At 63.0% G+C, this 23,611-nt stretch carries 25 protein-coding genes; 5 read left to right on the plus strand and 20 right to left on the minus strand.

Annotated elements, in window-relative coordinates; all coding sequences use genetic code 11:
• Positions 1–76: 76 nt before the first annotated feature.
• From dhaK to NKH36_RS01970, 13 genes are all read right to left on the minus strand, one after another.
• Entirely contained in the window at positions 77–1,063 is a 987-nt protein-coding gene (gene dhaK / locus NKH36_RS01910; protein ID WP_352958414.1) for a dihydroxyacetone kinase subunit DhaK, read from the minus strand.
• Between the two features lie 35 nt (positions 1,064–1,098).
• A complete protein-coding gene (locus NKH36_RS01915; RefSeq protein WP_352958415.1) occupies positions 1,099–1,524 on the minus strand; it encodes a hypothetical protein in 426 nt (141 codons plus the stop codon).
• A gap of 8 nt (positions 1,525–1,532) precedes the next feature.
• Positions 1,533–3,134 (minus strand): phosphoenolpyruvate--protein phosphotransferase, encoded by a 1,602-nt coding sequence (ptsP, locus tag NKH36_RS01920; RefSeq protein WP_352958417.1) that lies wholly within the window; start codon positions 3,132–3,134, stop codon positions 1,533–1,535.
• Positions 3,118–3,420 carry an HPr family phosphocarrier protein gene (locus tag NKH36_RS01925; RefSeq protein ID WP_352958418.1) on the minus strand — a complete coding sequence of 101 codons (303 nt, stop codon included), beginning with the start codon at positions 3,418–3,420 and terminating at the stop codon, positions 3,118–3,120. The genes ptsP and NKH36_RS01925 overlap by 17 nt, the downstream gene beginning before the upstream one ends.
• 21 nt (positions 3,421–3,441) lie before the next feature.
• A complete protein-coding gene (dhaM, locus tag NKH36_RS01930) occupies positions 3,442–3,831 on the minus strand; it encodes a dihydroxyacetone kinase phosphoryl donor subunit DhaM (RefSeq protein WP_027151568.1) in 390 nt (129 codons plus the stop codon).
• A complete protein-coding gene (dhaL, locus tag NKH36_RS01935) occupies positions 3,828–4,430 on the minus strand; it encodes a dihydroxyacetone kinase subunit DhaL (protein ID WP_352958467.1) in 603 nt (200 codons plus the stop codon). Before dhaL ends, dhaM begins: the two co-directional genes overlap by 4 nt.
• Positions 4,431–4,459: 29 nt before the next feature.
• Complete coding sequence (locus tag NKH36_RS01940) at positions 4,460–5,479, minus strand: ABC transporter ATP-binding protein (protein ID WP_352958468.1); 1,020 nt, start codon at positions 5,477–5,479, stop codon at positions 4,460–4,462.
• Positions 5,472–6,584 (minus strand): ABC transporter ATP-binding protein, encoded by a 1,113-nt coding sequence (locus tag NKH36_RS01945; RefSeq protein ID WP_352958420.1) that lies wholly within the window; start codon positions 6,582–6,584, stop codon positions 5,472–5,474. The genes NKH36_RS01940 and NKH36_RS01945 overlap by 8 nt, the downstream gene beginning before the upstream one ends.
• A 3-nt stretch (positions 6,585–6,587) precedes the next feature.
• The gene (locus NKH36_RS01950) at positions 6,588–6,794 is read right to left on the minus strand and encodes a hypothetical protein (RefSeq protein ID WP_352958421.1); all 207 of its coding nucleotides are present in this window, start codon (positions 6,792–6,794) and stop codon (positions 6,588–6,590) included.
• Positions 6,791–7,741, minus strand: a complete 951-nt coding sequence (locus NKH36_RS01955) for a carbohydrate ABC transporter permease (RefSeq protein ID WP_095493844.1) — start codon at positions 7,739–7,741, stop codon at positions 6,791–6,793. Before NKH36_RS01955 ends, NKH36_RS01950 begins: the two co-directional genes overlap by 4 nt.
• Positions 7,738–8,685: a carbohydrate ABC transporter permease gene (locus tag NKH36_RS01960; protein WP_077377482.1), complete on the minus strand. Its 948-nt coding sequence runs from the start codon at positions 8,683–8,685 to the stop codon at positions 7,738–7,740. The genes NKH36_RS01955 and NKH36_RS01960 overlap by 4 nt, the downstream gene beginning before the upstream one ends.
• Positions 8,686–8,810: 125 nt before the next feature.
• Positions 8,811–10,142, minus strand: coding sequence for an ABC transporter substrate-binding protein (locus NKH36_RS01965; RefSeq protein ID WP_352958423.1), 1,332 nt, complete (start codon positions 10,140–10,142; stop codon positions 8,811–8,813).
• Positions 10,143–10,374: 232 nt separating this feature from the next.
• Positions 10,375–11,064, minus strand: coding sequence for a PIG-L deacetylase family protein (locus NKH36_RS01970; RefSeq protein ID WP_352958425.1), 690 nt, complete (start codon positions 11,062–11,064; stop codon positions 10,375–10,377).
• A 400-nt stretch (positions 11,065–11,464) separates the two neighbouring features.
• On the opposite strand from NKH36_RS01970, the gene hrpB reads away from it, so the two are divergent.
• The 4 genes from hrpB (at position 11,465) to nhaA (ending at position 17,511) form a co-directional block, all read left to right on the plus strand.
• Positions 11,465–14,035: an ATP-dependent helicase HrpB gene (hrpB, locus tag NKH36_RS01975; protein ID WP_352959815.1), complete on the plus strand. Its 2,571-nt coding sequence runs from the start codon at positions 11,465–11,467 to the stop codon at positions 14,033–14,035.
• A 33-nt stretch (positions 14,036–14,068) separates the two neighbouring features.
• Complete coding sequence (locus NKH36_RS01980) at positions 14,069–15,394, plus strand: ActS/PrrB/RegB family redox-sensitive histidine kinase (RefSeq protein ID WP_352958469.1); 1,326 nt, start codon at positions 14,069–14,071, stop codon at positions 15,392–15,394.
• A gap of 64 nt (positions 15,395–15,458) precedes the next feature.
• Positions 15,459–16,022, plus strand: coding sequence for an ActR/PrrA/RegA family redox response regulator transcription factor (locus NKH36_RS01985; protein ID WP_352958428.1), 564 nt, complete (start codon positions 15,459–15,461; stop codon positions 16,020–16,022).
• Between the two features lie 304 nt (positions 16,023–16,326).
• Positions 16,327–17,511 carry a Na+/H+ antiporter NhaA gene (gene nhaA, locus NKH36_RS01990; protein ID WP_352958471.1) on the plus strand — a complete coding sequence of 395 codons (1,185 nt, stop codon included), beginning with the start codon at positions 16,327–16,329 and terminating at the stop codon, positions 17,509–17,511.
• On the opposite strand, the gene NKH36_RS01995 is transcribed toward nhaA, so the two are convergent.
• The 6 genes from NKH36_RS01995 to NKH36_RS02020 all read right to left on the minus strand — a co-directional run bounded on the left by NKH36_RS01995 (position 17,508) and on the right by NKH36_RS02020 (position 21,511).
• Positions 17,508–18,530: an RNA polymerase subunit sigma-70 gene (locus NKH36_RS01995; protein ID WP_352959816.1), complete on the minus strand. Its 1,023-nt coding sequence runs from the start codon at positions 18,528–18,530 to the stop codon at positions 17,508–17,510. The genes nhaA and NKH36_RS01995 overlap by 4 nt on opposite strands.
• A gap of 42 nt (positions 18,531–18,572) precedes the next feature.
• Positions 18,573–19,319: an SDR family NAD(P)-dependent oxidoreductase gene (locus NKH36_RS02000; RefSeq protein WP_352958432.1), complete on the minus strand. Its 747-nt coding sequence runs from the start codon at positions 19,317–19,319 to the stop codon at positions 18,573–18,575.
• A gap of 183 nt (positions 19,320–19,502) precedes the next feature.
• Positions 19,503–20,003 (minus strand): MmcB family DNA repair protein, encoded by a 501-nt coding sequence (locus tag NKH36_RS02005; RefSeq protein ID WP_352958472.1) that lies wholly within the window; start codon positions 20,001–20,003, stop codon positions 19,503–19,505.
• A 216-nt stretch (positions 20,004–20,219) separates the two neighbouring features.
• Complete coding sequence (locus NKH36_RS02010) at positions 20,220–20,771, minus strand: hypothetical protein (protein WP_352958434.1); 552 nt, start codon at positions 20,769–20,771, stop codon at positions 20,220–20,222.
• A gap of 84 nt (positions 20,772–20,855) precedes the next feature.
• The gene (locus NKH36_RS02015) at positions 20,856–21,011 is read right to left on the minus strand and encodes a hypothetical protein (RefSeq protein WP_352958435.1); all 156 of its coding nucleotides are present in this window, start codon (positions 21,009–21,011) and stop codon (positions 20,856–20,858) included.
• Between the two features lie 269 nt (positions 21,012–21,280).
• A complete protein-coding gene (locus NKH36_RS02020) occupies positions 21,281–21,511 on the minus strand; it encodes a hypothetical protein (RefSeq protein WP_352958436.1) in 231 nt (76 codons plus the stop codon).
• A 251-nt stretch (positions 21,512–21,762) separates the two neighbouring features.
• Between NKH36_RS02020 and NKH36_RS02025 the strand changes: the two genes are divergently transcribed.
• Entirely contained in the window at positions 21,763–22,380 is a 618-nt protein-coding gene (locus NKH36_RS02025) for a winged helix-turn-helix domain-containing protein (RefSeq protein ID WP_352958437.1), read from the plus strand.
• A gap of 99 nt (positions 22,381–22,479) precedes the next feature.
• Here NKH36_RS02025 and NKH36_RS02030 read toward each other — a convergent pair whose 3' ends face one another.
• A complete protein-coding gene (locus NKH36_RS02030; protein WP_352958438.1) occupies positions 22,480–23,421 on the minus strand; it encodes an IS1595 family transposase in 942 nt (313 codons plus the stop codon).
• Positions 23,422–23,611 lie beyond the last annotated feature (190 nt).

Genomic DNA, 23,611 nt, shown 5'->3' on the forward strand with positions numbered 1-23,611 from the left:
GCTTCGCACATCGAAGCGGGCTTGCTTTTTGACGGCCGCTTTTTGTCCTAAGCCACAGTGCGGCATTGGCCGTGTGCTACATCCCCCAGCGCAGCGCAGCCGTATATACCGGTGCGTCCCACAATGCGGTCGTCTCGTCGTCGAGCATGGTCAGTGTGATCGAGCAGCCGGCCATGTCGAGCGATGTCACATAGGACCCGACGAGCGATCGGGCGACCGTCACGCCGGTGTTCTCGAAGATTTTCCGGGCGCTGTTGTACATCAGGTAGAGCTCTATCAGCGGCGTGCCGCCAAAGCCGTTGACGAAAAGCAGCGCCGGACCTTTTGCCCTGTCACCCAGATCGCCAGATATAGCCGCACAAATTTCCTCGGCTATGGCGTCGGCGCTCTTCAACGCATCGCGTCGGCGCCCGGGCTCGCCATGGATGCCGACGCCGAATTCCATCTCGCCGTCGCCGATATCGAAGGTCGGCTTTCCGGCGGCCGGTACAGTGCAACTGGTCAGCGCAACACCCATCGAGCGCGTGGCGCCATTGACGCGTTCGCCAAGCGCCTTCAACGGCTTCAGCGCCATGCCTTGCTCGGCCGCGGCGCCAAGGATCTTCTCGACCACCAGCGTGCCGGCGACGCCGCGCCGGCCGGTGGTGTAGGAGGAGTTCTCGACCGCGACGTCGTCATTGGTCACCACTTGCATGACGCCCTCCGACATTTCGGCGGCCATGTCGAAATTCATCACATCGCCCTCGTAATTCTTGACGATGAACAGGCAGCCGGCACCGGTGTTGACGGCTTCCGCCGCCGCCAGCATCTGGTCCGGCGTCGGCGAGGTGAACACCTGGCCGGGGCAGGCGGCGTCCAGCATGCCATGGCCGACCAGCCCGCCATGCAGCGGCTCGTGGCCAGAGCCGCCACCGGAGATCAGCGCCACCTTGCCCGGCTTGAGTATCTTACGGCGCACGAATTTATGCTCGTCGCCAAGCGCCAGTATGTCGGCATGAGCGGCAACGAAGCCGTCGAGGCTTTCGGTCAGCACCGTGTCCACAGAATTCAGAAACTTCTTCATGGCGTCTCCTCCCGAAATAGCTGAACTTGGCGTGACTATGTCCCGTCCTTGCCGGCGATGCTGGTGATCTTCTGGATGAAATCGTTGACCGCCCGGTCGAGCGCCGCATTTTGTTTGTCATCGCCGAAATCGGGAACGATCAGCGAGACATGCCGCGTCTTACGCATGCCTGATGCCACCGACATCTTTCCGGGATGCGCCTGATGATAGGCGGCAAGAAAATGGTCGCGTTCGGCCGGGCTGAAATGGCAGACGGAGAAGATAGCCGGCAAATGTTTTGACGGGATCGGGATCGAGTACGCCGGGCTGGAAATCTGCGTGACGAAGCTGCGGTGCTTGCCGAGCGCGTCGGCTAGGCGCTGGCGCATGCCGGACGGGCGCTGGTCGAGGACCTGCGACAGGATCGTCTTGTAGGCGCGGATCGCCTCTTCGGAGCCGGCTTCGGGTGTCTTGTCGGCCATGCCCGCGCCTAGATCGAAACGTCCGCAATGGCCGCCTTGGCCATTGCGAGTTGGGCGGGAACCACGGAAAGGTCGCGCAGGCCGGCCTCAATCAGCGCCGGGATCGCCGCCGGATCGCCGCCGGCGTCGCCGCACAGGCTGACCGGAATCTTTTGCGCGCGGCCGAACGCTGCAACCGACGCGATCAGCCGAAGCACGGCCGGATGCCTGATCGAATTGAGATGCGCAACCGACGCGTTGTCGCGCGCCGCCGCCATCACATACTGCGTAAGGTCGTTCGAGCCGATCGAGAAGAAGGCGACCTCGGTAAAAGCCTCAGGAGCGATCGCCACCGACGGCACCTCAACCATGATACCGAGCGGCGGCATTTTTTGCGCGACGCCGCGCGCGGCAAGCGCGGCCTGCTCTTCCGCGAAGAGCGCGGCTGCTCGCTGATACTCGTCCCAGACGGCGATCATCGGGAACATCACCTTCAGATTGCCATGCACGGCGGCGCGCAGCAGCGCCCTGATCTGCAGCCGAAAAACCTCGGGTATTGCCAGCGATAGCCTGATGCCGCGCAGGCCGAGAAACGGATTGCCCTCCTCGACGGTGAAGCCCGGCACCGGCTTGTCGCCGCCGGCGTCGACGGTGCGGATGGTCACCGGTCTGTCTTCAGCCCATTCGAGCACCTTGCGGTAGGCGCAATACTGCGTTTCCTCGTCCGGCAGCGTCTTGCCGAACAGGAACTCGGTTCGCATCAGCCCGACGCCGTCGCAGGTCGAGACGTCGATGTTGTCGACATCGGACGGATCGGCGATGTTGACCTGCACCCGCACCGCCGTACCGGCCTTCGTCACCGCCGGCCGGGTCAAAAAAGTTTCCGCCCTGTCGCGACGCGCCGCGAAAGAGGACGACGATTGCCGGAACGCCTCGAACTCTGCCCTTGATGGCGCCAATACGATGCCGCCATGCTCGGCATCAAGCAGGGCGACGCCGGCAAGGTGAGCCGGCGAAGCACCGAGCCCGACTGCCCCAAGGCCCACTACCATCGGCACGCCGCGCGAACGCGCCAGCATGGCGACGTGGCTGGCGGCACTGCCCGCTTTCAGCGCAATGCCGCCGCCGGAACTCCAGTCGGTTTCAAGAAAGCGCGTCGGGGCGATGTCCTCGCCATAGAAAATGGCTCCTGCCGGCGCGGCAGCCTCGCTGGCCGCGGTCAGCGCGCGCAGCACCTGATCACGTATGTCGCGCATGTCGGCGGCGCGCGCCCGGAAATAGTCCTGATCTGACGTTTCGTAGCCCACAATTTCGGCGTCGAGCGCCTGCCGCCATGCCACATCGGCCGGCTGGCCGGCGGCAATCGCGGCAAAGGCCGGGCCGGTCAGCGCATCGTCCTCCAGCATGGCGATCTGGAATTCGAGAATGTCGGCGGCGTCGCCTTTGGTCGCTTCGATCAGCCTAGCGAGCCGGCTTTTCGCTGCCTTGATTGCCGTTTCGATCGCGATCCTCTCGTCAGCGGCGGTCGCCTTACGGCCATAGCGCGAGACAACCGGGTCGAGGTTGAACAGCGGCCCTTCGGCATAGCCGGCTGAAGCCGGAATCCCCTTCAGCCTAAGCGGTTCGGGCATGGTCCACGCCCTCGTCGAAGTCGCGCCGCACCAGATCGACCAGCGCGCCGACCGCCTCGCCAGCGCCGTCACCCTTGGCTCGTATATGCAGGACCGTGCCTTTCGGCGCCTTGGCTGCCATCACCTTGACGATGCTCTTGGCGTCGAACCAGGGCCCGTTGGCGGCGAGCGCCACTTCGACTTCGGCTGAAAATGTCTTGGCGAGCTTGGTAAACTTCACCGAAGGGCGCGCATGCAGGCCGACCTCATGGGTGATCAGGACGGTGGCTTCTGCGGATGCGGACATGCTGTCAAAATTCCTGTTCATTCACGACGGCGACAATTCGTGTGCCGTCGCCACCACTTCCCTTAGCGAGGCGCCGCCGGAAGCCTCCGTCGCCGCCATCACCGCGCCCTCGACGATCGGCGCATTGCAGACGATGATCTTGTGTGCGCGCGGCTCGCCGATCATCTCGACCGCCATCTCGCTGTTGGTCTCGGCGCCGCCAAGATCGACAAGTATGGCGACACCCGCCTCCGACCAGGCCTTGTCGATCGCGCCCATGATCGCCTCGACATTGGTTCCCAGCCCGCCATGGCCGTTTCCGCCGCACCATGCAAGCGGCACTTCGTCGCCGACCATCTGGCGCACCATGTCGGCCGTGCCCTCGGCGACCAGCGGTGAATGCGATACGATGACGATGCCGACATTGCTCATGCGTGCCCCTCGATGCTTTCGACGACAGCCCGCACCAGAAGCGCGACCGAGCGCCCGCCGGCATCCATATGGCCGATCGAGCGATCGCCGAGGAACGAAGCGCGCCCGCGTAAGGCCTTCATCGGCACGGTGGCGTCGGCTGCGTTGTGGGCGACCTCGGCGATTTCCAATCCGGTCTTTCCTTGCAGAAGGGCGTCATGCACCGGCTTCAGCACGTCGAGCATGGTCTTTTGCCCGACCTGCGACTTGCCCCTGGCTGCCACCGCCTCGATTGCCTTGCCGAAAGCCGCCGCCAGATTGGCGCGATCCGGCTCTGCGGAAATCTCCTTGCCGAGCGCCATGAACAGCGTACCAAACAGCGGTCCCGATGCCCCGCCGACCGTCATCACCAGCTTGGTGCCGATCGCCTTCAGCGCCTCCGGCAATGGCTTTGCAGCAAACGCCTCGGCCTCCGCCCGCACTGCCTCGAAGCCGCGCTTCATGTTCAGGCCATGGTCGCCGTCGCCGATCGCCTGGTCGAGCGCGGTCAGTTCGTCCGCGTGGGCGGCAATCGTGTCGGCGGTGACGGATATCAGCGTCTTCAGGTCAACCTTGTCCATCGTCCCAGTCTTGTCCAGCGTCCCAGCGCTCATCGGTTTGCAATCCTGTTGCCGGCCTGGTCGAAGAACAGCGGCGCCCGGTAGCGGATAGTCACCCTGTCGCCCTTTTCCAGTTGGATGTCGGGGTCGGTCAGCGTCACCAGCTTTCTGCTCCCCACCGTCACATGCAGGTGGTTCTGGTCGCCTAAATGTTCGACCCAGTTGACAACGCCGTCGGCGGGGCCATTCGATGCCTTGCCGATCGACAGATGTTCTGTACGCGCGCCGATCGTTTTGGTTCCCGCCGGCATATCGCCATCCGGCAGCAGGCCGGTCGGCAACAGATTGATCGCCGGCTGGCCGAGCCTTGCGGCGACATGAAGGTTTGCCGGCTCCAAGTAGATGGTGCGTGGCGTGCCGATCTGCACCAGCACGCCGTCGGCGAGAATGCCGATGCGATCGGCCATCGTCATCGCTTCGATCTGGTCGTGCGTGACATAAAGCATGGTGGCGCCGAGCTCGGCCTGGATGCGCTTGAGCTCGAGCCGGAGGTCGGCGCGCAGCTTGGCATCGAGCGACGACAGCGGCTCGTCCATCAGGTAGATCGAGGGCTTGCGCACCAGGGCGCGGCCGATGGCGACGCGCTGCATCTCGCCGCCGGAAAGCTTGGTGGAGCGGTTGTTCAGCTTGTGGTGGATACGCACCATTTTGGCCACCTCCTCGACGCGGCGGCGCACCGCGTCCTCGCCCAGCCGCCGCGCCGGCGAGCGCAGCGGAAAGGCCAGATTGTCGTAGACCGACAGATGCGGATAGAGCGAATATTGCTGGAAGACGAAGGCGGTGTCGCGCTCGGCCGGCGACAACATTGTCGCATCGCGGCCGCCGATATGGATCGAACCCATATCCGGCCGTTCCAATCCGGCGATCAGCCGCAGCGTGGTCGTCTTACCGGCGCCGGTCGGGCCGAGCAGCACGACGAATTCGCCATCGGCGACGTGCAGATCGAGAGTGTCCACCGCGACATGTTCGCCGAAGTTCTTGGTCACGCCTTTGATCTGCACGTCAGTCACGATGCGCTCGTCCCTGGGAAGCCCCGTCATGGATTGCGGTTCGCACCGCGCGGCCGGAGCCCTTCTCGAACAGCGACAGCCGAGCGCTGGTCAGCGCCAGGCCGACATGGTCGCCCGCATTGAGCCGGATTTCGGCCGGCACCCGCGCCTTGATGATGCCGCCTGATGTCTCCACCGCGACGATCTGCGTGGTGCCGAGATATTCGGTGCCATAGATGGCGCCGCGCAGCTTCGAGCCGTCGTCGAAGCGGATGTGTTCCGGCCGGATGCCGAGCGCCATGTCGGCCGGCGCGATGTCCTCGAGCACCTCCGGCACCGCCACTTTCGCGCCTTGCACCACGATCTCCTTCGCGCCCTTTGAAAGCCCACCGCCGAAGCCGAGAAAATTCATCGGTGGCGAGCCGATGAAATCGGCGACGAACATGGTCGCCGGCCGGTCGTAGATTTCGCGTGGCGTGCCGAACTGCTCGATGACGCCGTGGTTCATCACCGCAATCTTGTCGGCCATCGACATCGCTTCCATCTGGTCATGCGTGACATAGACCGTGGTGGCGCGGATGCGGTTGTGCAATTCGCGCAGCTCATGGACCATGAGATCGCGGAATTCGGTGTCGAGCGTGCCGAGCGGCTCGTCCATCAGGAAGCATTTTGGCCGCCGCACGATGGCGCGGCCGAGCGCCACGCGCTGGCGATCACCGCCGGCAAGGCCGGAGACCGATTTGTTGAGCAGATGGTCGATGCGCAACAGCTTTGCCGTCTCTTCGACGCGCTGGCGGATTTCGATGCCTGGCATGCCTTGTGCCAACAGCGGGAAGCCGATGTTCTTACGTACATTCATATGCGGATAGAGCGCGAACAGCTGGAAGACGAAGGCGATGTCGCGTTCGCGGGCACGTCGCATGGTGACGTCCTCGCCGCCGAGCAGGATCTTGCCGCCGGTCGGCAGTTCCAGCCCGGCAATCATGCGCAACGTCGTCGTCTTGCCGCAACCCGACGGCCCGAGCATGACGAAGAATTCGCCATCCCCGACGACGAAGTTGGAATCCTGCACGGCGACGAAATCGCCGAATGCCTTTCTCAGATGCTCGACCCTGATCTCCGCCATCGTCTACTCCGGAAACTTCGAGACGATGATGAACATCGCCGTGCCGGCAAGCATGGTGATGAACGAATAGGTGTAGAGCGGCAGCGCGAAGGGCTGGAACAGCATCAGGAAGCCAATGGCTATGATTACTGTGGCGATATTCTCCATCAGTCCGCGCCTGGCCCATGCCGGCCAGCGCGACTTGCGTTTTGCGGGTTGGGTCAGGCTCATTTGCGCACCGCGCCGAAGGTGATGCCGCGCAGCAGCTGCTTGCGAAGCAGGATGGTGAACACCAGGATCGGCACCAGGAAGATCGTAGTGCCCGCGGCGACCGCCGGCCAGTCCTGGCCGCCTTCGCCGATGATGGTGGGGATGAAGGGCGGTGCAGTCTGCGCCGTGCCCGAAGTCAGCAGTGCGGCGAACGCATACTCGTTCCAGGCGAAGATCAGGCAGAAGATGGCGGTCGCGGCAATGCCGGTCGTCGCCTGCGGCAGCACGGTGCGCCAGAAGGCCTGCAGCCGTGTATAGCCGTCAATCATCGCCGCTTCCTCGTACTCGCGCGGGATCTCGTCGATGAAGCCTTTCAGCAGCCACACGGCCAGCGACACGTTAACCGCCGTGTAGAGCAGGATCATGCCGAGTGCGGTATCCGACAGGCCAAGCTCGCGATACATCAGGTATATGGGAATGGCGACCGCGATTGGCGGCATCATCCGCGTCGACAGGATGAAGAACAGAAGGTCGTCGGCCAGCGGCACCTTGAAGCGCGAGAAGCCATAGGCCGACAACGTGCCGAGGAACACCGCGCAGAAGGTCGAGCCGAAGGCGATGATCAGCGAATTGATAAAGCGCGGCATGAAGTTGGACGGGCCGGCGATCACCATGTTGCGCTTGCGCACGGTCTCGTCGCAGACGCCTGTCGCCGGTCCCAGCGAGTTGATGTATTCCGGGGTCTGCCGGGTGCGGGTCGAGAACAGATTGCAGTAGCCCTCCAGGCTCGGCTGGAACAGGATCTTCGGCGGATAGGCGATCGAGTCCGGCGGTGTCTTAAAGCTGGTGGCGAAGATCCACAGCAGCGGCACGATCGAGATCAGCGCGTAAAGCACGATGATCGTGCCGGCGACGCGCTTCGACGTGGCCGAGGGTGCGACGACCGAATGGGCTGACGTCAGGCTCATCTCTGCTTCACCTTGTTGAGCGCCTTGACGTAGATGTTGGCCAGCCCGAATACCGCGACGAACAGGATGATGGCGAAGGCTGAGGAATAGCCGGTCCGCCAGCTTTCGAAGGCCTGCCGCTTCAGCGTGATCGAGGCGACCTCGGTGGTCGACCCCGGTCCGCCGCCGGTGAGCAGGTTGACCATGTCGAACATCTTGAAGTTCTCGATGCCGCGGAACAGCACCGCCAGCATGATGAACGGCAGCGCCATCGGCAGCGTGATCGACCAGAACTGCCGCCAGTTGGAGGCACGGTCGACCTCGGCCGCCTCGTAGATGTATTCGGGGATCGAGCGCAGCCCGGCGAGACAGATCAGCATCACGTAAGGCGTCCACATCCAGGTGTCGACGATGACGATCGACCACGGCGCCAGCGACACGTTGGAGAGCATGCCGATCTGCGTCGCCGGAATGCCGGTGACGAACGAGATGGCATAGGCGAACAGACCAATCTGCGGCTCGTAGAGGAAGCGCCAGAAATTGCCGACAACTGCCGGCGACAGCATCATCGGCACGAGAATGATGGTCGTCCAGAAGGCGTGGCCACGAAACTTCCGGTCGATCAGCCAAGCCAGCGTGAAGCCGATCAGCGTCTGCAGCAGGATGGTCCAGAACACGAAATGCGCCGTCGTCTGCATAGCGATCCAGATGTCCTGGTCACCGAGGATGCGTTTGTAATTGGCAAGGCCGACGTTCCTGACCACCTCGTTGGGGCGATTGGCGCGGTAATTGGTGAAGGAGAGATAGATCGCCCAGAACAGCGGGAAGATGTTGATTGCGAGAAGCAACAGGATCGTCGGCGAGATGAACAGCCAGGCGAGGCCCTTGTCGCTGATGCCTCGGACCTTGCGGGCCAACGGCTCAGGCGTAGCCCGGGCAACGCTGTCCGCAGTCCGATTGAGCATGCTCAGTCCCGCTTCGGTCACTTGGTCGTCTCGACACAATGGAATTTGTCTGAACTGTGTCCCGTGCCAAGGGCGGCACGGGACACGCGGCATGGCTCGGGAGGAGCCTATTACATCTGCCCCAACTACATCTTGCCGTCGTCCTGGAAGACCTCGGTCCAGTCCTTGACCAGGCCATCGAGCGCATCCTTGGCCGAACCCTGGCCGGCGACGACATAGTCATGGAAGCGCTTCTGCGACGCCTGCAGCAGCGGCGCATAGCTGGGCTCTGCCCAAAAATCCTTCACGATGGCCATGGAGTCAAGGAAGGTCTGCGCGTAAGGCTGGCTGGCCGGGAAGCCTGGATCTTTCACGACTGCGTTGAGGCAGGAAAAGCCGCCGAGCGACCACCATTTGGCCTGCACGTCCTTGTTGGCGAACCATTTTATGTATTTGAGCGCGGCCTCCTGCTTATCCGAATAGGAGACCACTGAGATGCCCTGGCCGCCAAGCTGGGCGAATTGATTGCCGTCGGGACCCTTGGGATTGGCGAAATAGCCGATCTTGTCGCCGCCGACATTCTCGTCCTTCTGCAGGCCTGGCCAGGTAAAGGCGAAGTTCATGTGCATCGCCACCTGGCCGGATTTGAAGGCATCGACGCCTTCGCCCATGTAGCTGTTCGAGGCCCCGGGAGGCGTGCAGCAGTCATAGAGCGCCTTGTAGAGTTCCAGCCCCTTCACCGATTTCTCGGAATTGACGAAGCCGTCCATCTCGTAGGGCTTGTCAGGATTCTCATAGTTGAAGCCGAAGCTGTAGAGCACGTCCATGGCGCCCATGGTAATGCCTTCGGAGCCGCGCTCGGTATAGATCGACGCGCCATAGACCGTCTTGCCGTCGATCTCGCGCTTCTGGAAGAACTCGGCGATCTGCTTCAACTGGTCGAAGGTCGTCGGCGCGGCGAGATCCCAGCCGTACTTCTCCTTGAATTCCTTCTGCAGTTCCGGCTTGGAGAACCAGTCCTTGCGATAGGTCCAGCCGACGACATCGCCCATGGCCGGCAGCGCCCAGTAATTCGGCGAGTTCTTCGGCCATTCGGAGTAGCCGACGACGGTCGCCGGCACGAAGTCGTCCATGCTGATCTTCTCCTTGTCGAAGAAGTCGTTCAGCTTGACGTAGTGGCCGTTCTCGGCCGAGCCGCCGATCCACTGGCTGTCGCCGATGATAAGGTCGCACAGCTTGCCCTTGGAATTCAACTCGTTGAGGAAGCGATCGGCATAATTGGTCCATGGCACGAATTCGAATTTCATGCCGATGCCGGTTTCCTTGGTAAAATCCTTGGACAATTCGACAAGCGCGTTGGCCGGGTCCCAGGCTGCCCAGCAAAGCGTCAGATCTTCAGCCTGCGCGACGTTCGAAATGGCGGTCGACGCAAACATCGCCGAGGTCAGTCCCAACGTCAGTTTCAAGGTCGATTTCATGCCTTCCTCCCATTTGCGAAACGCGCCTGGATGACGGTTTCAAAAACCTCAACCCCCTCCTCAGGGTCCAAACATGACGACGCGGTTGAGCGGCGGATGTTTAGTAATTTGTTTAGTGATGCAATTTTTACTAAACAAGGCAAGCGAATTCGTCGCTGCGCTGCAGCATGGCGCATCGGTCGCTTGGTTCAGGAAAGGCGCGCGTCAGATCGTCCGGCGCGCGGTCGCCGGCTCATTTGACCGTTTTGGTGCTCACCGTCACCGGCAGGATCACTGGGGCCGGCGGCAGCAGGGCGCGGATATCGGCGAAGGGGAAGATCGGTTCGAAGCGGAAGGCCTCAGCGAAGGAACCGGCCGCGCCATTGCACTGGCCGGCGCGAAACGCGTTCTGCGTGCGCGCCGCATCGACGAAACGTTCGGGATCCTGCGACTGGTGCGCCCGGATCGCCATCGCCTTGAGCTCGAAATGCCCGGAGATATCGACATAGTGCGTCGGCGAAAAACTGGTGCCGCCGAGCGTATCGGCATGCAGCACCGGGACAGCGAAGGACGCCGCGATGCGCACGCCGTCCGACAGCGCACGGTGGTCGCCATGATAGTCGTTCGGCGCATGGGTGATCGCCAGATCCGGCCTGATATCACCGATCAGCCTCTTCAGCGCCGCGATCAGCGCGGCATCGGCAATCAGCGCGCCGTCCGGAAAGTCGAGGAAGTGCGGTGTTGCGCCAAGCAGGTCCGCCGCCACAGCCGCTTCCTCGCGGCGGGCGCGGGCGAGTGATCCCGGATCGCCCTTTCCGCCCTTGGCGCCATCCGTGGCTATCGCAAAAGCCAATTCTGCGCCTTGTGCGGCATAGGCCGCCATCGTACCGAACATGAAGATCTCGATATCATCCGGATGCGCACCGAGTGCCAGTATCTTCACTCTGCTCTCTCCCTGGACTGCAATAACGGGACGAACGGAATTCTGCTCGCTCTGCTCGCCTATGCAAGCCGTTTATGCAACGATGCTGTTGTCAAAAGCCTGAGCGGATCGCGCAAACGCATTATTTGCAGATCCTCGGGGCGGCGATCCTGGACGCGTTCGCCAGGAATATCCAGATATTCTGTCGCCAGATCTTCTGTCGCTCGTCGGTCTCGCCGTCGTCGGCGGCTCCGGCCTTTGACGATGGTGTGCGAGGAGGTGAGGCTCGGCACGGTGCGCGGGAACCCGTTCTCGCGAACCCGGCTTTGAGTTGGCCCGTTGCCGGTTGCACGGCGACCGCCACCGCTGATATGCGGGCGCTGCGGATCAGCCGCAATTGGATGGAAGCATCCCCGGAACAATGACCAGAAAACCCTTGCCGGAGCTTCCGGTCTCCGCCGTGCTGCCGGCGCTCAGTGAAGCGCTCGGCCATGGCAACAGCGCCGTGCTGGTGGCGCCGCCCGGCGCTGGCAAGACGACGCTGGTACCGTTGGCGCTGCTTGACGCGCCATGGCTCGGCACGGGGAAGATCATCCTGCTCGAGCCGCGCCGGCTCGCTGCCCGCGCTGCTGCCCGCCGCATGGCCGAACTGCTCGGCGAGGAGCCCGGCGAGACGGTCGGCTATGCCATGCGCATGGAAAACCGCACTTCTGCGAGGACTAGGATCCTTGTCGTCACCGAAGGCGTTTTGTCGCGTATGATCCTCGACGATCCGGAGCTGCCCGGTGTCTCGGCGGTATTCTTCGACGAGTTCCACGAGCGCTCGCTCGATGGCGATTTTGGTCTGGCGCTGGCACTCGACGTGCAAGGTGCACTGAGGCCCGATCTGCGATTGCTGGTCATGTCGGCGACGCTCGACGGCGCGCGCGTCGCGCGGCTGCTTTCCGGCGCCCCGGTGATCGAGAGCGAGGGCCGGGCCTTTCCCGTCGACATCCGCTATGACGAGCGGCCGGCCGGCATCGCCATCGAGGACGCCATGGCCAAGGCGATCCGCGCGGCGCTTGCCGATGAGCGCGGCAGCGTGCTCGCCTTCCTGCCCGGCCAGCGCGAGATCGAGCGCACGGCCGAGAGGCTGCAAGGCCGCGTCAGCGCCGACACCGACATCGTGCCGCTCTACGGCATGCTCGACGGCAAGGCGCAGGACGCCGCGATCAAGCCGGCGCCATCCGGCCGCCGCAAGGTGGTGCTGGCGACCTCGATCGCCGAGACCTCGATCACCATCGACGGCGTGCGCGTCGTCATCGATTCCGGCCTGTCGCGCCTGCCGCGCTACGAGCCGGCCAGCGGCCTGACGCGGCTGGAGACGGTGCGGGTCAGCAAAGCCTCGGCCGACCAGCGCGCCGGCCGTGCCGGTCGCACGCAGCCGGGCGTCGCCATCCGGCTATGGCGGGCCGAGCAGACGGCGGCACTTCCCGCCTTCACCCCGCCGGAAATCCTCGATGCGGACCTTTCCGGACTTCTGCTCGACTGCGCCGCCTTCGGTGTCGCCGACCCGGTGAGCCTCTCGTTCCTCGATCCGCCGCCGGCCCCGGCGCTCAACGAGGCAAGGGCGCTGCTTCGTGCGCTCGACGCCGTCGATGCAGCAGGGCGCCTGACGGAATCGGGTGCTTCGATGCGCAGGCTGGCACTGCCGGTGCGGCTCGCTCACATGGTCGCCGAGGCGGCAAAGACCGGCCAGGCGTTCGAAGCGGCCATGCTCGCCGTGCTGCTCACCGAGCGTGGCCTTGGCGGCGACGGCGCCGACCTCGAGCGGCGGCTAATGCGGTTCCGATCCGAAAGGTCGCCGCGCGCTACCGCCGCGCGGCAGCTCGCCGAGCGGCTGGCAAAACAGGCCTCACCCTCCCCCTCGAGAGGGTCGGCGAGCGAGCCGAGCGCAGCGAAGCGAGGGAGACGGAGTGGAGTCGCCGACGGCGTGCCCGATCCGACCCCACCCCGCTCCGCTTCGCGGATCGACCCTCTCCTCGAGGGGGAGGCCGGCGCGCTCCTCATCCACGCCTGGCCGGACCGCGTCGCCAAGGCGCGCGGCGAGCGCGGCCGTTTCGTGCTGGCCAACGGTTCGGGCGCCATGCTCGACGCCGCCGATCCGCTGGCGGGCGCGGCCTGGCTCGTCGTCGCCGATCTGCAGGGCAAGGCGCAGAACGCCCGCATCACGGCAGCAGCGGCGATAGATGAGACGGACATCCGAGCTGCGCTTGCGCAAAAAATCGAGACAAGTCGCGAAACCAGCTTCGACCGCGACAGGCGCGCGGTGCGCGTGCGCGAAACCGTTCGCCTCGGCGCCATCATCCTGTCAGAACGCATGCTGCCGGCGCCGGCCGGCACTGAGGCGGATCGCGCCATCCTTGACGCCTTGCGCGAACACGGGTTGTCGCTTTTGCCGTGGGGCAAGGAGGCTGAAACGCTGCGCCAACGGATCGGCTGGCTGCATCGCGGCCTCGGCGCGCCCTGGCCCGACGTTTCAGACGCCGCGCTCATCGACCGCCTCGACGATTGGCTGCTGCCGTTCCTTTCCGGTGCGGCGTCCTTTGCGGCGATCGATCCGGGCGTGCTTTCGGCCGGCCTTATGGCATTGGTGCCGCACGATCTCCAGCGCAGGATCGAGGCACTGGCACCGACCCATTTCGACGCTCCGTCGGGCAGCCGCGTGCCGATCCGCTATGACGGCGAATGGCCGGTGCTGGCGATCCGCGTCCAGGAGCTTTTCGGTCTCGACCGGCACCCGGCGATTGCCAACGGCACCGTGCCGCTGACACTCGAGCTTTTGTCGCCGGCGCACCGGCCGATCCAGACGACCCGCGACCTGCCCGGTTTCTGGCGCGGCTCCTGGGCCGATGTGCGGGCCGACATGCGTGGCCGCTACCCCCGGCACGTCTGGCCGGAGAACCCGCTTCTCGCCACCGCCACTAGCCGCGCCAAACCGCGGGGGACCTAGCCTTTATCCTTTTCCGGCTATAAATCCTTGGCCATGATAAACATCCTGCGGGCGCCCGACTTCCAGCAAAGCCAGCGGCTGCGCCTAAACACGCTGATCAGGCTGCGCTGGCTTGCCATCGTCGGCCAGAGCCTGGCGGTTATCGTCGTTGCCTATGGGCTGAAGTTCCCGCTGCCCGTCAGCCCCTGTTTCGCGCTGATCGCCTGTTCTGCCTGGATGAACCTGTTGCTGACCTTCCGTTATCCGGCGGCGCATCGGCTGACCCCGCTGCCGGCTTTCGCCATCCTGACCATCGACAGCCTGCAGCTTGCCGGCCTGCTCTACCTGACCGGCGGCCTTACCAATCCGTTTTCGGTGCTGGTGACCGTGCCCGTGGTCATCTCGGCGACGTCGCTGCCGCTGCGCCTGACCGCTATCCTCGGCGCGCTGGTGATGGTGGCGGCGAGCCTGCTGGTGTTCTTCCATCTGCCGCTGCCCTGGTACGAGGGCGCGCCGCTGGAGATGCCGTTCATTTATGTCGCCGGCATCTGGATGGCGGTGTTTTCCTCGATCGCCTTCACCGCGATCTATGCCTTCCGCGTGGCCGAGGAAGCCCGGCTGCTCGCCAACGCGCTTGCCGCCACCGAACTGGTGCTGCAGCGCGAGCAGCATTTGTCGGCGCTGGACGGCCTTGCCGCCGCCGCCGCGCATGAGCTCGGCACGCCGCTTGCCACCATCACGCTTGTCGCCAAGGAGATGGAGAAGGCGCTCCGCAACGATCCGAAATACGGCGAGGACGTGACGCTGCTGCGCTCGCAGAGTGAGCGTTGCCGCGAAATCCTCAAGCGCCTGACCAGCCTGTCTTCCGAGGGCGAGGCGCATCTCTCCCGCATGCCGCTAACTTCGCTGGTCGAGGAGATGACGGCCCCGCACCGCGATTTCGGCATCTCGATCAAGCTTCGCCCCGGCGAGCGCATTGGCCCCGAACCGGTCGGGCGGCGCAATCCCGGCGTCATCTACGGCCTCGGCAATCTGGTCGAAAACGCCGTCGATTTTGCCCGCAAGAACGTCACCGTGCGCTGGAGCTGGAACGAGGCCGCCGTTACCTTCTCGATCACCGACGACGGGCCGGGTTTCCCTCCCGAAATCATCGACCGCATTGGCGAGCCCTATATGTCGACGCGCCAGGGCACCGAGGCCGGCGGCGGCCTGGGCCTGGGTCTGTTCATCGCCAAGACCTTGCTTGAGCGCTCGGGGGCCACGCTCGATTTCCGCAATTCAAACGAGCCGGGCGAGGGCGCCGTCGTGCAGATATCGTGGCCGCGCAGCGTCTTCCTCAATCCTGAATCGGCTTCGGCCACCATGTTTGACACGGCTTGAATTGGACAATAGCGCTCCAAAACTATATTTGCGTAAAAATCGGGCAGCAGGAATTTAGAAGACGATGAATGGCGACGAAACGATTGGCGCAATGGTTGAAGGCGAGGACACCTCGCTGTTGATCGTCGACGACGACAAGCCGTTCCTCACGCGCCTTGCCCGCGCCATGGAAGCCAGGGGTTTCGTGGTCGAGACGGCCGAGAGCGTCGAGGAGGCGGTGGCCAAGGCCCGCGCCAATCCACCCGCCTATGCCGTGGTCGACATGCGGCTCGCCGACGGCAACGGCCTCGACGTCGTCGCCGCTATCCGCGAGAAGCGCGACGACGCCCGCGCGATCATCCTCACCGGCTATGGCAACATCGCCACCGCAGTGACGGCGGTGAAGCTGGGAGCCATCGACTATCTGTCGAAGCCGGCCGATGCCGACGACATTTTCGCCGCACTTACCCGCACGGCGGGCGAACGCGCCGCACCGCCCGAAAACCCGATGTCGGCCGACCGCGTGCGCTGGGAGCACATCCAGCGCGTCTACGAAATGTGCGACCGCAACGTCTCCGAGACCGCGCGCCGGCTCAACATGCATCGCCGCACGCTGCAGCGGATTCTGGCCAAGCGCGCGCCGCGCTAAGCCCGGCTTCGTCGACCTTGGGCGCAGCGACGCGAAGCGGAGCGAAGACCCAAGGATCCATGCCGTGATGTCAGCCGCGGAGCGCAACCGAGCAGAATTCTGTACCGTAGCAGCGCTCTGAAGGATCTTATGGTCTGGGCTGCGTCGCTTCGCTCCTTGCTCCGCCATAGGATGACGAAGTGATGGGTGTTTCGACCAATCTCCGAGGCGCGATCTGCCAAGGTGAACAGGCGCCTTGCGTCGTCTGCCACGCTTGCGCATCATCGCCAACAATGCCGACCGGAATCTCGGCAACGGAGGACACATGCGCGAAGAGCGGCCGATCTCCATTTTTCGCGAATTCCTCGACAGCGAGGCGGCAGGCGGCATCATCCTGATGGGAGCCGCGGCACTGGCTCTGATCGTCGCCAATTCGCCGCTGTCCCAGGCCTATTTCGATGCCCTTCACGCCTATCTGGGACCACTCAGCGTATCCCACTGGATCAATGATGGCCTGATGGCCGTGTTCTTCCTGCTGGTCGGCCTGGAGATCAAGCGCGAGATGCTGGACGGCCAGCTCTCGACCTGGCCACGCCGCGCCCTGCCCGGCATCGCCGCTGCCGGCGGCATGCTGGTGCCGGCACTTGTCTATGTCGCCATCAACCGCGACAATCCAGCCGCTCTGTCCGGCTGGGCGATCCCGACCGCCACCGACATCGCGTTTGCACTCGGCGTGCTGTCGCTGCTCGGCAGCCGCGTGCCGGGGTCGCTGAAGGTATTCCTCACCGCGCTCGCCATTATCGACGACCTCGGCGCTGTCGTCATCATCGCGGTGTTCTACACGAGCGGCCTGTCGCTCGCCTATCTCGGCGCCGCCTTTGCGGTCATCGCTCTGCTGATCGTGCTCAACCGCATGAAGGTGCTGACGCTGGTGCCCTACATCCTGCTCGGTGTCGTCCTGTGGGTGCTGGTGCTGAAATCGGGCGTCCACGCCACGCTCGCCGGCGTGGCGCTGGCCCTGACCATACCTTTGAAAGTCTCCCCGGGCATCAGGCATGATCTCGACCATTCGCCGCTGCACCGGCTCGAGCACGGCCTGCACAAAATAGTGCCGCTCGTCGTCATCCCGATCTTCGGCTTTGCCAATGCCGGCGTCTCGCTCGCCGGCCTGAGCGCAGCCACCCTGGTCGAGCCGCTGACACTGGGCGTCGCCGCCGGCCTCGTCGCCGGCAAGCTGGTCGGCGTGTTCGGCTCTTCCGCGCTTGCCATCCGGTTCGGCGTCGCCGATCTGCCGGTCAATGCCGGCTGGCTGCACATGGTCGGTATTTCGCTGCTCTGCGGCATCGGCTTCACCATGAGCCTGTTCATCGGCCTGCTCGCCTTCGCCAGCAATGTCGAGCTGCAGGACGCGGTCAAGGTCGGCATCCTCGCCGGATCGCTCATCGCGGCACTGCTTGGCGCCGCCGTGCTGCTGATCGCGCCGGCGCCGGGCGAGGCGGAAGCGGACTAGACCGGCGGCAGGCTGAAGGTTGCAAACAGTTCGGGCCCGAGCGGCGGCACATAGATCGTCAGGGAAGCGATTTTGCCGTCGGCGGGCTCAATGACATGCAGCGAGTGGGGTTGCCATACACGGTCACGATGGTCCAGTGCATAGACCCCGACAGCGGGCTGGCCGTTGGCTCGGGTGGCCACAGTGCGATAGCCGGCAAAATTGCCCCACACGGTCTCGATGAAATCACGGATCGCCTTGCGCCCTTGGTACCATTCCCGCCATGGCGGCATGTGGTAGGTGGCGTCCTCCCTCAAGAGTTCGATGAAGCCGTCGAGGTTGGCGGTCTGCCAGGCACGCATGTAGCGTTCGAGCAGCAGGCCTTCCTCCGGACTGGACCGTGACCGCTGCATCGGGCGTCCCTGAGGGTATCGCTCGCCAAGCGTCGCGCGGGCCCGCTGCAAGTTGCTGTTGATCGAAGCGGCCGATCCACCCAGCAATTGCGCCGTCTCGACCGCAGACCACCCCAGCACGTCGCAAAGCAACAGGGCGGCCCGCTGCCTGGGCGGCAGAAGCTGGATCGCCGCGACGAAGGCAAGTTGCACCGCTTCACGGGTCTCGTAGCGCGCTTCCGGGCCCGGCTCGCCGTCGACGAGGTCCGGAAGCTCGGCGTCCGGATAGGGCTCCAGCCAAGTGAGCTCGGCAGGGCCGCCGACGGCCCGCCCGTTGGAGGGCGGCCGTTCGGGTTGCTGGAGAATGCGATGCGCCGTCGACCTCGCCTTGATGGCGTTGAGGCAGCTATTGGTGGCGATCGTGTAGAGCCAGCCGCGAACCGAGCCTCGTCCGTCGAACTGCGACCGTGCGCGCCACGCCCGCAGGAAAGTGTCCTGCACGAGGTCGTCCGCCTCGTGCGACGAGCCCATCATCCGGTAGCAGTGGAGCTTAAGCTCGCGGCGATGAGCCACTGTCAAGCGCTCGAAGGCCAGCCGATCGAGGACCGGCCGGCCCAATGGCTCAACAGGGCCAGGAGCGTCTGTCATAGGAAGCCCGCGGTGCTGAAGTCGGCTGGTATCCTGCGCGCCTCACGCCGCCGCCGCAAGTCCGCTGCCGCTCACCACGAAGGAGCAGCCCTGCGCCTGGCCGGTAGCGAGCGCGACTACAGCCCGTGCGACATCGGCCGGCGTCTGCATGTCGGTCATGCTCGCCAGGAAGTCCTTCGGGCTTATGCCCATATAGGCCGAAATGCCGTCGATGCCGCGATCGCCGACGCCGGTGCCCGGCATGATGCGCGCCGGCGAAAGCGCCATGAAACGCAGGCCGAAACCAAGTCGGTCCGATTCCTTCTGGCTATGACCGGCGAGGAACAGTTGCATGCGTTTTGCGCCGGCATAGCCGCCAGAGTTCGGCGGCCCGCCGCTGAATGCCGCGCCGCTGGAGATCAGAACCACCCGGCTCCCCGGCTTGAGCCGACCCTGGAGTGCCGCCTTGCAGAACAGGAACGATGCCTTGACGTCCATTTCCCAGTTTGCCGAGAAGTCCTCCCAGCTCTGTTCCTGGACGGGCGCGGACGGAGCGAGGGCGCCGGCGCAGATCACCAGGACGTCTGGTTCAAGCGCGGCGAAAACCGCATCGGGTGCGGTCTCATTGGTGGCGTCGACCGCAAGCGTCTTCACGCCTGATGTCTCCCAGGAGAGCTCTTTCAGGGCGGCTGTGCCACGAGCAACTGCAAGCACTGTTGCCCCTTCGCCAAGCGCGGCTTCCACGATCGAGCGGCCGACACCCCGGCTGCCTCCGATGACGACGACATTCTGACCTTGTAACGATCCCATGGATCACCTCTCTTTCCGCCACCGGACCATTCCAGCGCCTACTGATCAGGACAGCGCAGGCAGGCGGGAATCATCGGTGCAAGATCAAAAATCGTCTCGAGGGGATCGGCAGGCCCGCAGAAGGGCATGGTCCGATGCCAACGCTAGGTGGCGACGTGCGAGGTCGCCGACCCGTGCGCATTCCTATTCGCTCTCGCCCTCCAGCGCCGGCACCGCCACGCCGGCGAATTCCGCCGCCAGCAGCCGCGAGGCACCGGCCCGCGCGATCCTCAGCATCAGCGCCTTGCGCGTCGCCGCCGCCATGCGGTGCTCGGGCGCATCGCGGAGGATTTCGGCGCCGTAGCCGTCGGAAAGGATAAAACCGCATTCTTGCGGAAAGATCTCCGAGGGCACGCCGGGATGCGTGGCGAAGAAGAATCGGTCGGAATGCAGCCGGTAGTCCGGCCATTTGCGGTCGACCCTGAAATCCTCGATCGAGGATTTGATCTCGATGATCCAGATGTCGCCCTGGCGGGTCAGCGCGACGAGGTCGGCACGGCGTCCGGTCGCCAGCGACAGCTCTGGAAGCACATGCGCCCCCATTTCCCTGAGCAGTCGCTGCACGCCACGCCGAACCAGCATCGCGCGTTCCGACTGGCGGCCGTCGATCAGAGGATTGAGGGGTACAGGCGAGATGATTGGCATGGCGGCACCATGCCAGATTTTGTTCACGGTTTGAACCCGCTTTTTTGAGGGGATTATCTGGTTGACAAACCCAAACAGAGTTAGGAATATATACCCGACAGGCCGGTACCTTTGAAGGTAACTAATCGCGCATCTGATCGTTGCTAACCCAAGCCGTAGGGGAATGGCTACAGGACTTGTAGGAGACCCGCCCTCCACAAGGCGGGTCGCTTGCGCCTATGGTGCCATGAACGCTTTCAAAATCGTCACGAAAGAGCCGACATTAATGTTGGTGTTCTCGGCCATGTAGTAAGCCATGTTGTCGAGTACATCCTTGTCATACGGCCGGGCGGCATCCTCGTAGACCTGACAGCAGCGAAACGCCAAATCGAAGGCCATCACATAATTAGAATACTGGTCCCACCAAGAAACAAAGTCATCCCAGTGCTGGGCATCATCGTAACTCACGCCGACGTTCTCGGCATTGAGGAGCCGTTCGACATCCGCGCCCCACGAGATCGAAACGATAGGCTGCGTCTTGTAAAGGGCGTGCAATAATGCCCCGGCTCGCTTGTAATGGTCCGGGTTCTTGGAGTGCAGCGCTACCTTGTAGGATTGAAGGCTGAGCTGATACGTGTCGTAAGCGAGATTGATCAAATCTCCTTCCAGCGCCACCGCAGCGCCGCCAGCCTTGTTTGCCGCTGGCCAACCGGACTTGTAATATTCCTCGACGAACGCCACAAAGAAATCGCGGTCGTCAAGTTCTTCGAATTTGGTAAACTCAACCATCGGTAAGCGCCCTACAGAATCAGGGCACAAAAAAGCCCCCGCGTGAACAGGGGCTTCTATACGGCTTTTATTAGCTCGGAAAGTTTATTTTTCCGAGAAAAAGGCTTTCAACACAACGGTTTCCGCGCTGAAGGTCTCTTCGAAGCGAAGCACCGGCTGCTTGAGGCCATTATTCGGGCACGCGCGGACGACTTTATCGCCCGAGCTTGTCGCGGGGGTCTGATTGTCGGTTCTAGTCATGTCACTCTCCCAAGGGTCGCCGCGTGTCAACGCATATCAAAGGCAAACGTTGCGACAGATAGATATGCTGCAATGCAGCAAAATCAAGATTCGAGTCGCGAAATGCCCAAGCATGAGTCGTGCCAACAGTCAATAGCTGCTGGCGATTAACGTGACATTAACAGACTCGGTACGGGCCCGCATAGGGGGCAGGTTAAAATTTACCAACTTTCTTGGAGTCACGGTAAAAGGCCCGCCAATGTTGCACTGCACCAGACGAGAGAAGCAAGTCAGCGCTTCACCCCTTCGCGCTTCCGGCGCACCAGTTCCTTTATCTGTTCGTTGGTCAGCTTCGGCGCGTGGGCTATCTTGTTGACGACAGCCCCAAAGGCCTCGTCGGACTGGTCGGTTTTCAGTTCGCGCGCTGCCTCGCGAAACTTCTCAATCTGCGGCTTCGGCTGTTTGGATTCCATCACGCCATGTCCATGCTTGAGTTCTGAGTGGGTTTCGTAGCAATCCACTCTCGCCTGCTTGTTTGTTCCGGCGACTCATGCGATAAGGGCTGTGTGGGGTTCGTGGCCCCACACAGCCCTTTAACCTCAACCCAGCCCGGTAGGCCAAGAGACGAGGAGGTTGCAAAGAAGATGACGGTCAGAATAGCAGGAGGGGGTCCACGACCCCTGATGTCCCACTGAAAGCCGCCAGTCGGCTGCTTCGCAGTCAGTATCGACGGCTTCCCTTATAGCACCACTAAGCTCCGGGAGCAACAAAAATGTCTGTGGAATCAATGGCCACCGACCCGTACGAGGTTGTGCTTAATGACCTCCGGGCCAAGAAGGCTCAAATAGAACAAGCCATTAGCGCCATCGAAGCAATTCGCGGCGGAACGCCAAATGGCTCTTATTCGACGGCGGCTGCGGCCGCGCCAGCGGGGCAAAATTCGGATATTGATTCGCCTGGCGCGTTCCTCGGAATGTCTATTGTTGATGCAGCCAAAAAGTTGCTGGCAGCCAAGCGCCAACCGTTGCGCAATCCCGACATTGCCATTGCGTTCAAGCGTGGTGGGCTTGCAATGAATTCGAAGGATGCTGTGAATACCATTGGTTCGGTGCTAACGCGCCGTGCAAACGATGTTGGCGATCTGGTTAAGGTTGATCGCGGCACGTGGGGTCTAAAGGAATGGTACCCCAACCGAAGCTTTAAGAAGGGCGCTCCGGCCGAGAAGGGCGAGGTAGCGTCTCCGCTCGCATCCGACGAGGAACCGATCGGGGACACACGCATGCTTTCTGTAGACCAGATTGCGAAGCTAAAGGCCGCAGGCATGACCGAAGAAGAACTTCGGGCGATGCCGAAGAGTGAAGCCGACATCTTTTTGGACTTGATGTCGTGACACAGCCGGCGTCATCGCCCCGGCTTTTTCCTTTGCCTAGCATATCGCCAGAGAGGCAGATCTAGCTGCACCGGCTTTCGAAAGTGCGTCCGCTTCTCGTCAAGCAGGTCTATGATAGGTGAGGCGCTTACCGGCAGCGCCCTTCAAGGCGATGAAAGCGCGGGTGCCGTCATCGACGCCCATGGCAATGCGGTTCGAATACCTGAAATCGAATTCGGCCAGATAGCGGTGCAGATGGTGTTCGGCGCAATGCTGATAGACGCCCTTCATGCCGCGCTTGAAAATCGAATAGAAGCCTTCCACCGTGTTGGTATGGACGGCGCCGCGAACGTATTCGTCCTTGGAATGCGTGACGAAATCGTGAGAGGCGAATTCCTGGCCGACGCGGCGATAGATGCCGGACTCGTCCGTCATCAACGCGCTTTCCTTGGCGATATTGGCGCGCACGATGGGCATGATCGTTCCAATACGGGCAGTATCGACGTGGAAGGAACGAGCGCGACCGCCACGTTCGACCAACGTAACCACGGTGTTCTTGTGAGCGCCGCCGCCACGCTTGACCGGGGTGCCCTTGAGGCGTCCAGTGTACGTTTCGTCAACCTCCACGGTCTGGCCATTGCCACCAAGCGGGGAGAGATCGCCAGACGCCATTGCAAGGCGAATGCGATGGCACAAGAACCAAGCGGCTTCATAAGTGCATTCGAGTATGCGGTGCATCTGGTGAGCGCTGACGCCCTTCTTAGAGGCGCACATGAGGTGGATAGCCTGTAGCCACTTGGTGAGCGGCAAATGGCTTTCCTCGAAGATCGAACCCATGCGGACGGTGAACTGCGAACGGCAAGCGCCGCACTTGTAAAGGCCGTGGCGCTCGACACCGTTGGGGTTCTTTTTGGAAGGCTTGGTGCGGACGCCCTTCAGCTTGTAGTGCTTATCGACGGAACCGCACTTTGGGCAGACCGGACCATTCGGCCACAAGATCGCCTCGACATGCTCGAAAGCCTTGGCTTCGTCGTGGAATTCGGGACGGGACAGAACGGACATGGCGATAACTCCTTGGAATCGTTATCGCCCATTGGTTTGGGTTTGTCAACCGGATAATAGCCTTTTTTGAAGCGCCCAAGGTGCGCATGGGTGTGGATTTACGTGAAATCTCGGTCGGTTCCCAAACGGACGCTGCACATTTTCATACATTAGGAATATGAGATATTGTGCGAGTGCGGGTGGGCTCTAA

The organism is Mesorhizobium sp. M1312 (assembly GCF_040318115.1).
Taxonomy (GTDB): Bacteria; Pseudomonadota; Alphaproteobacteria; order Rhizobiales; family Rhizobiaceae; genus Mesorhizobium.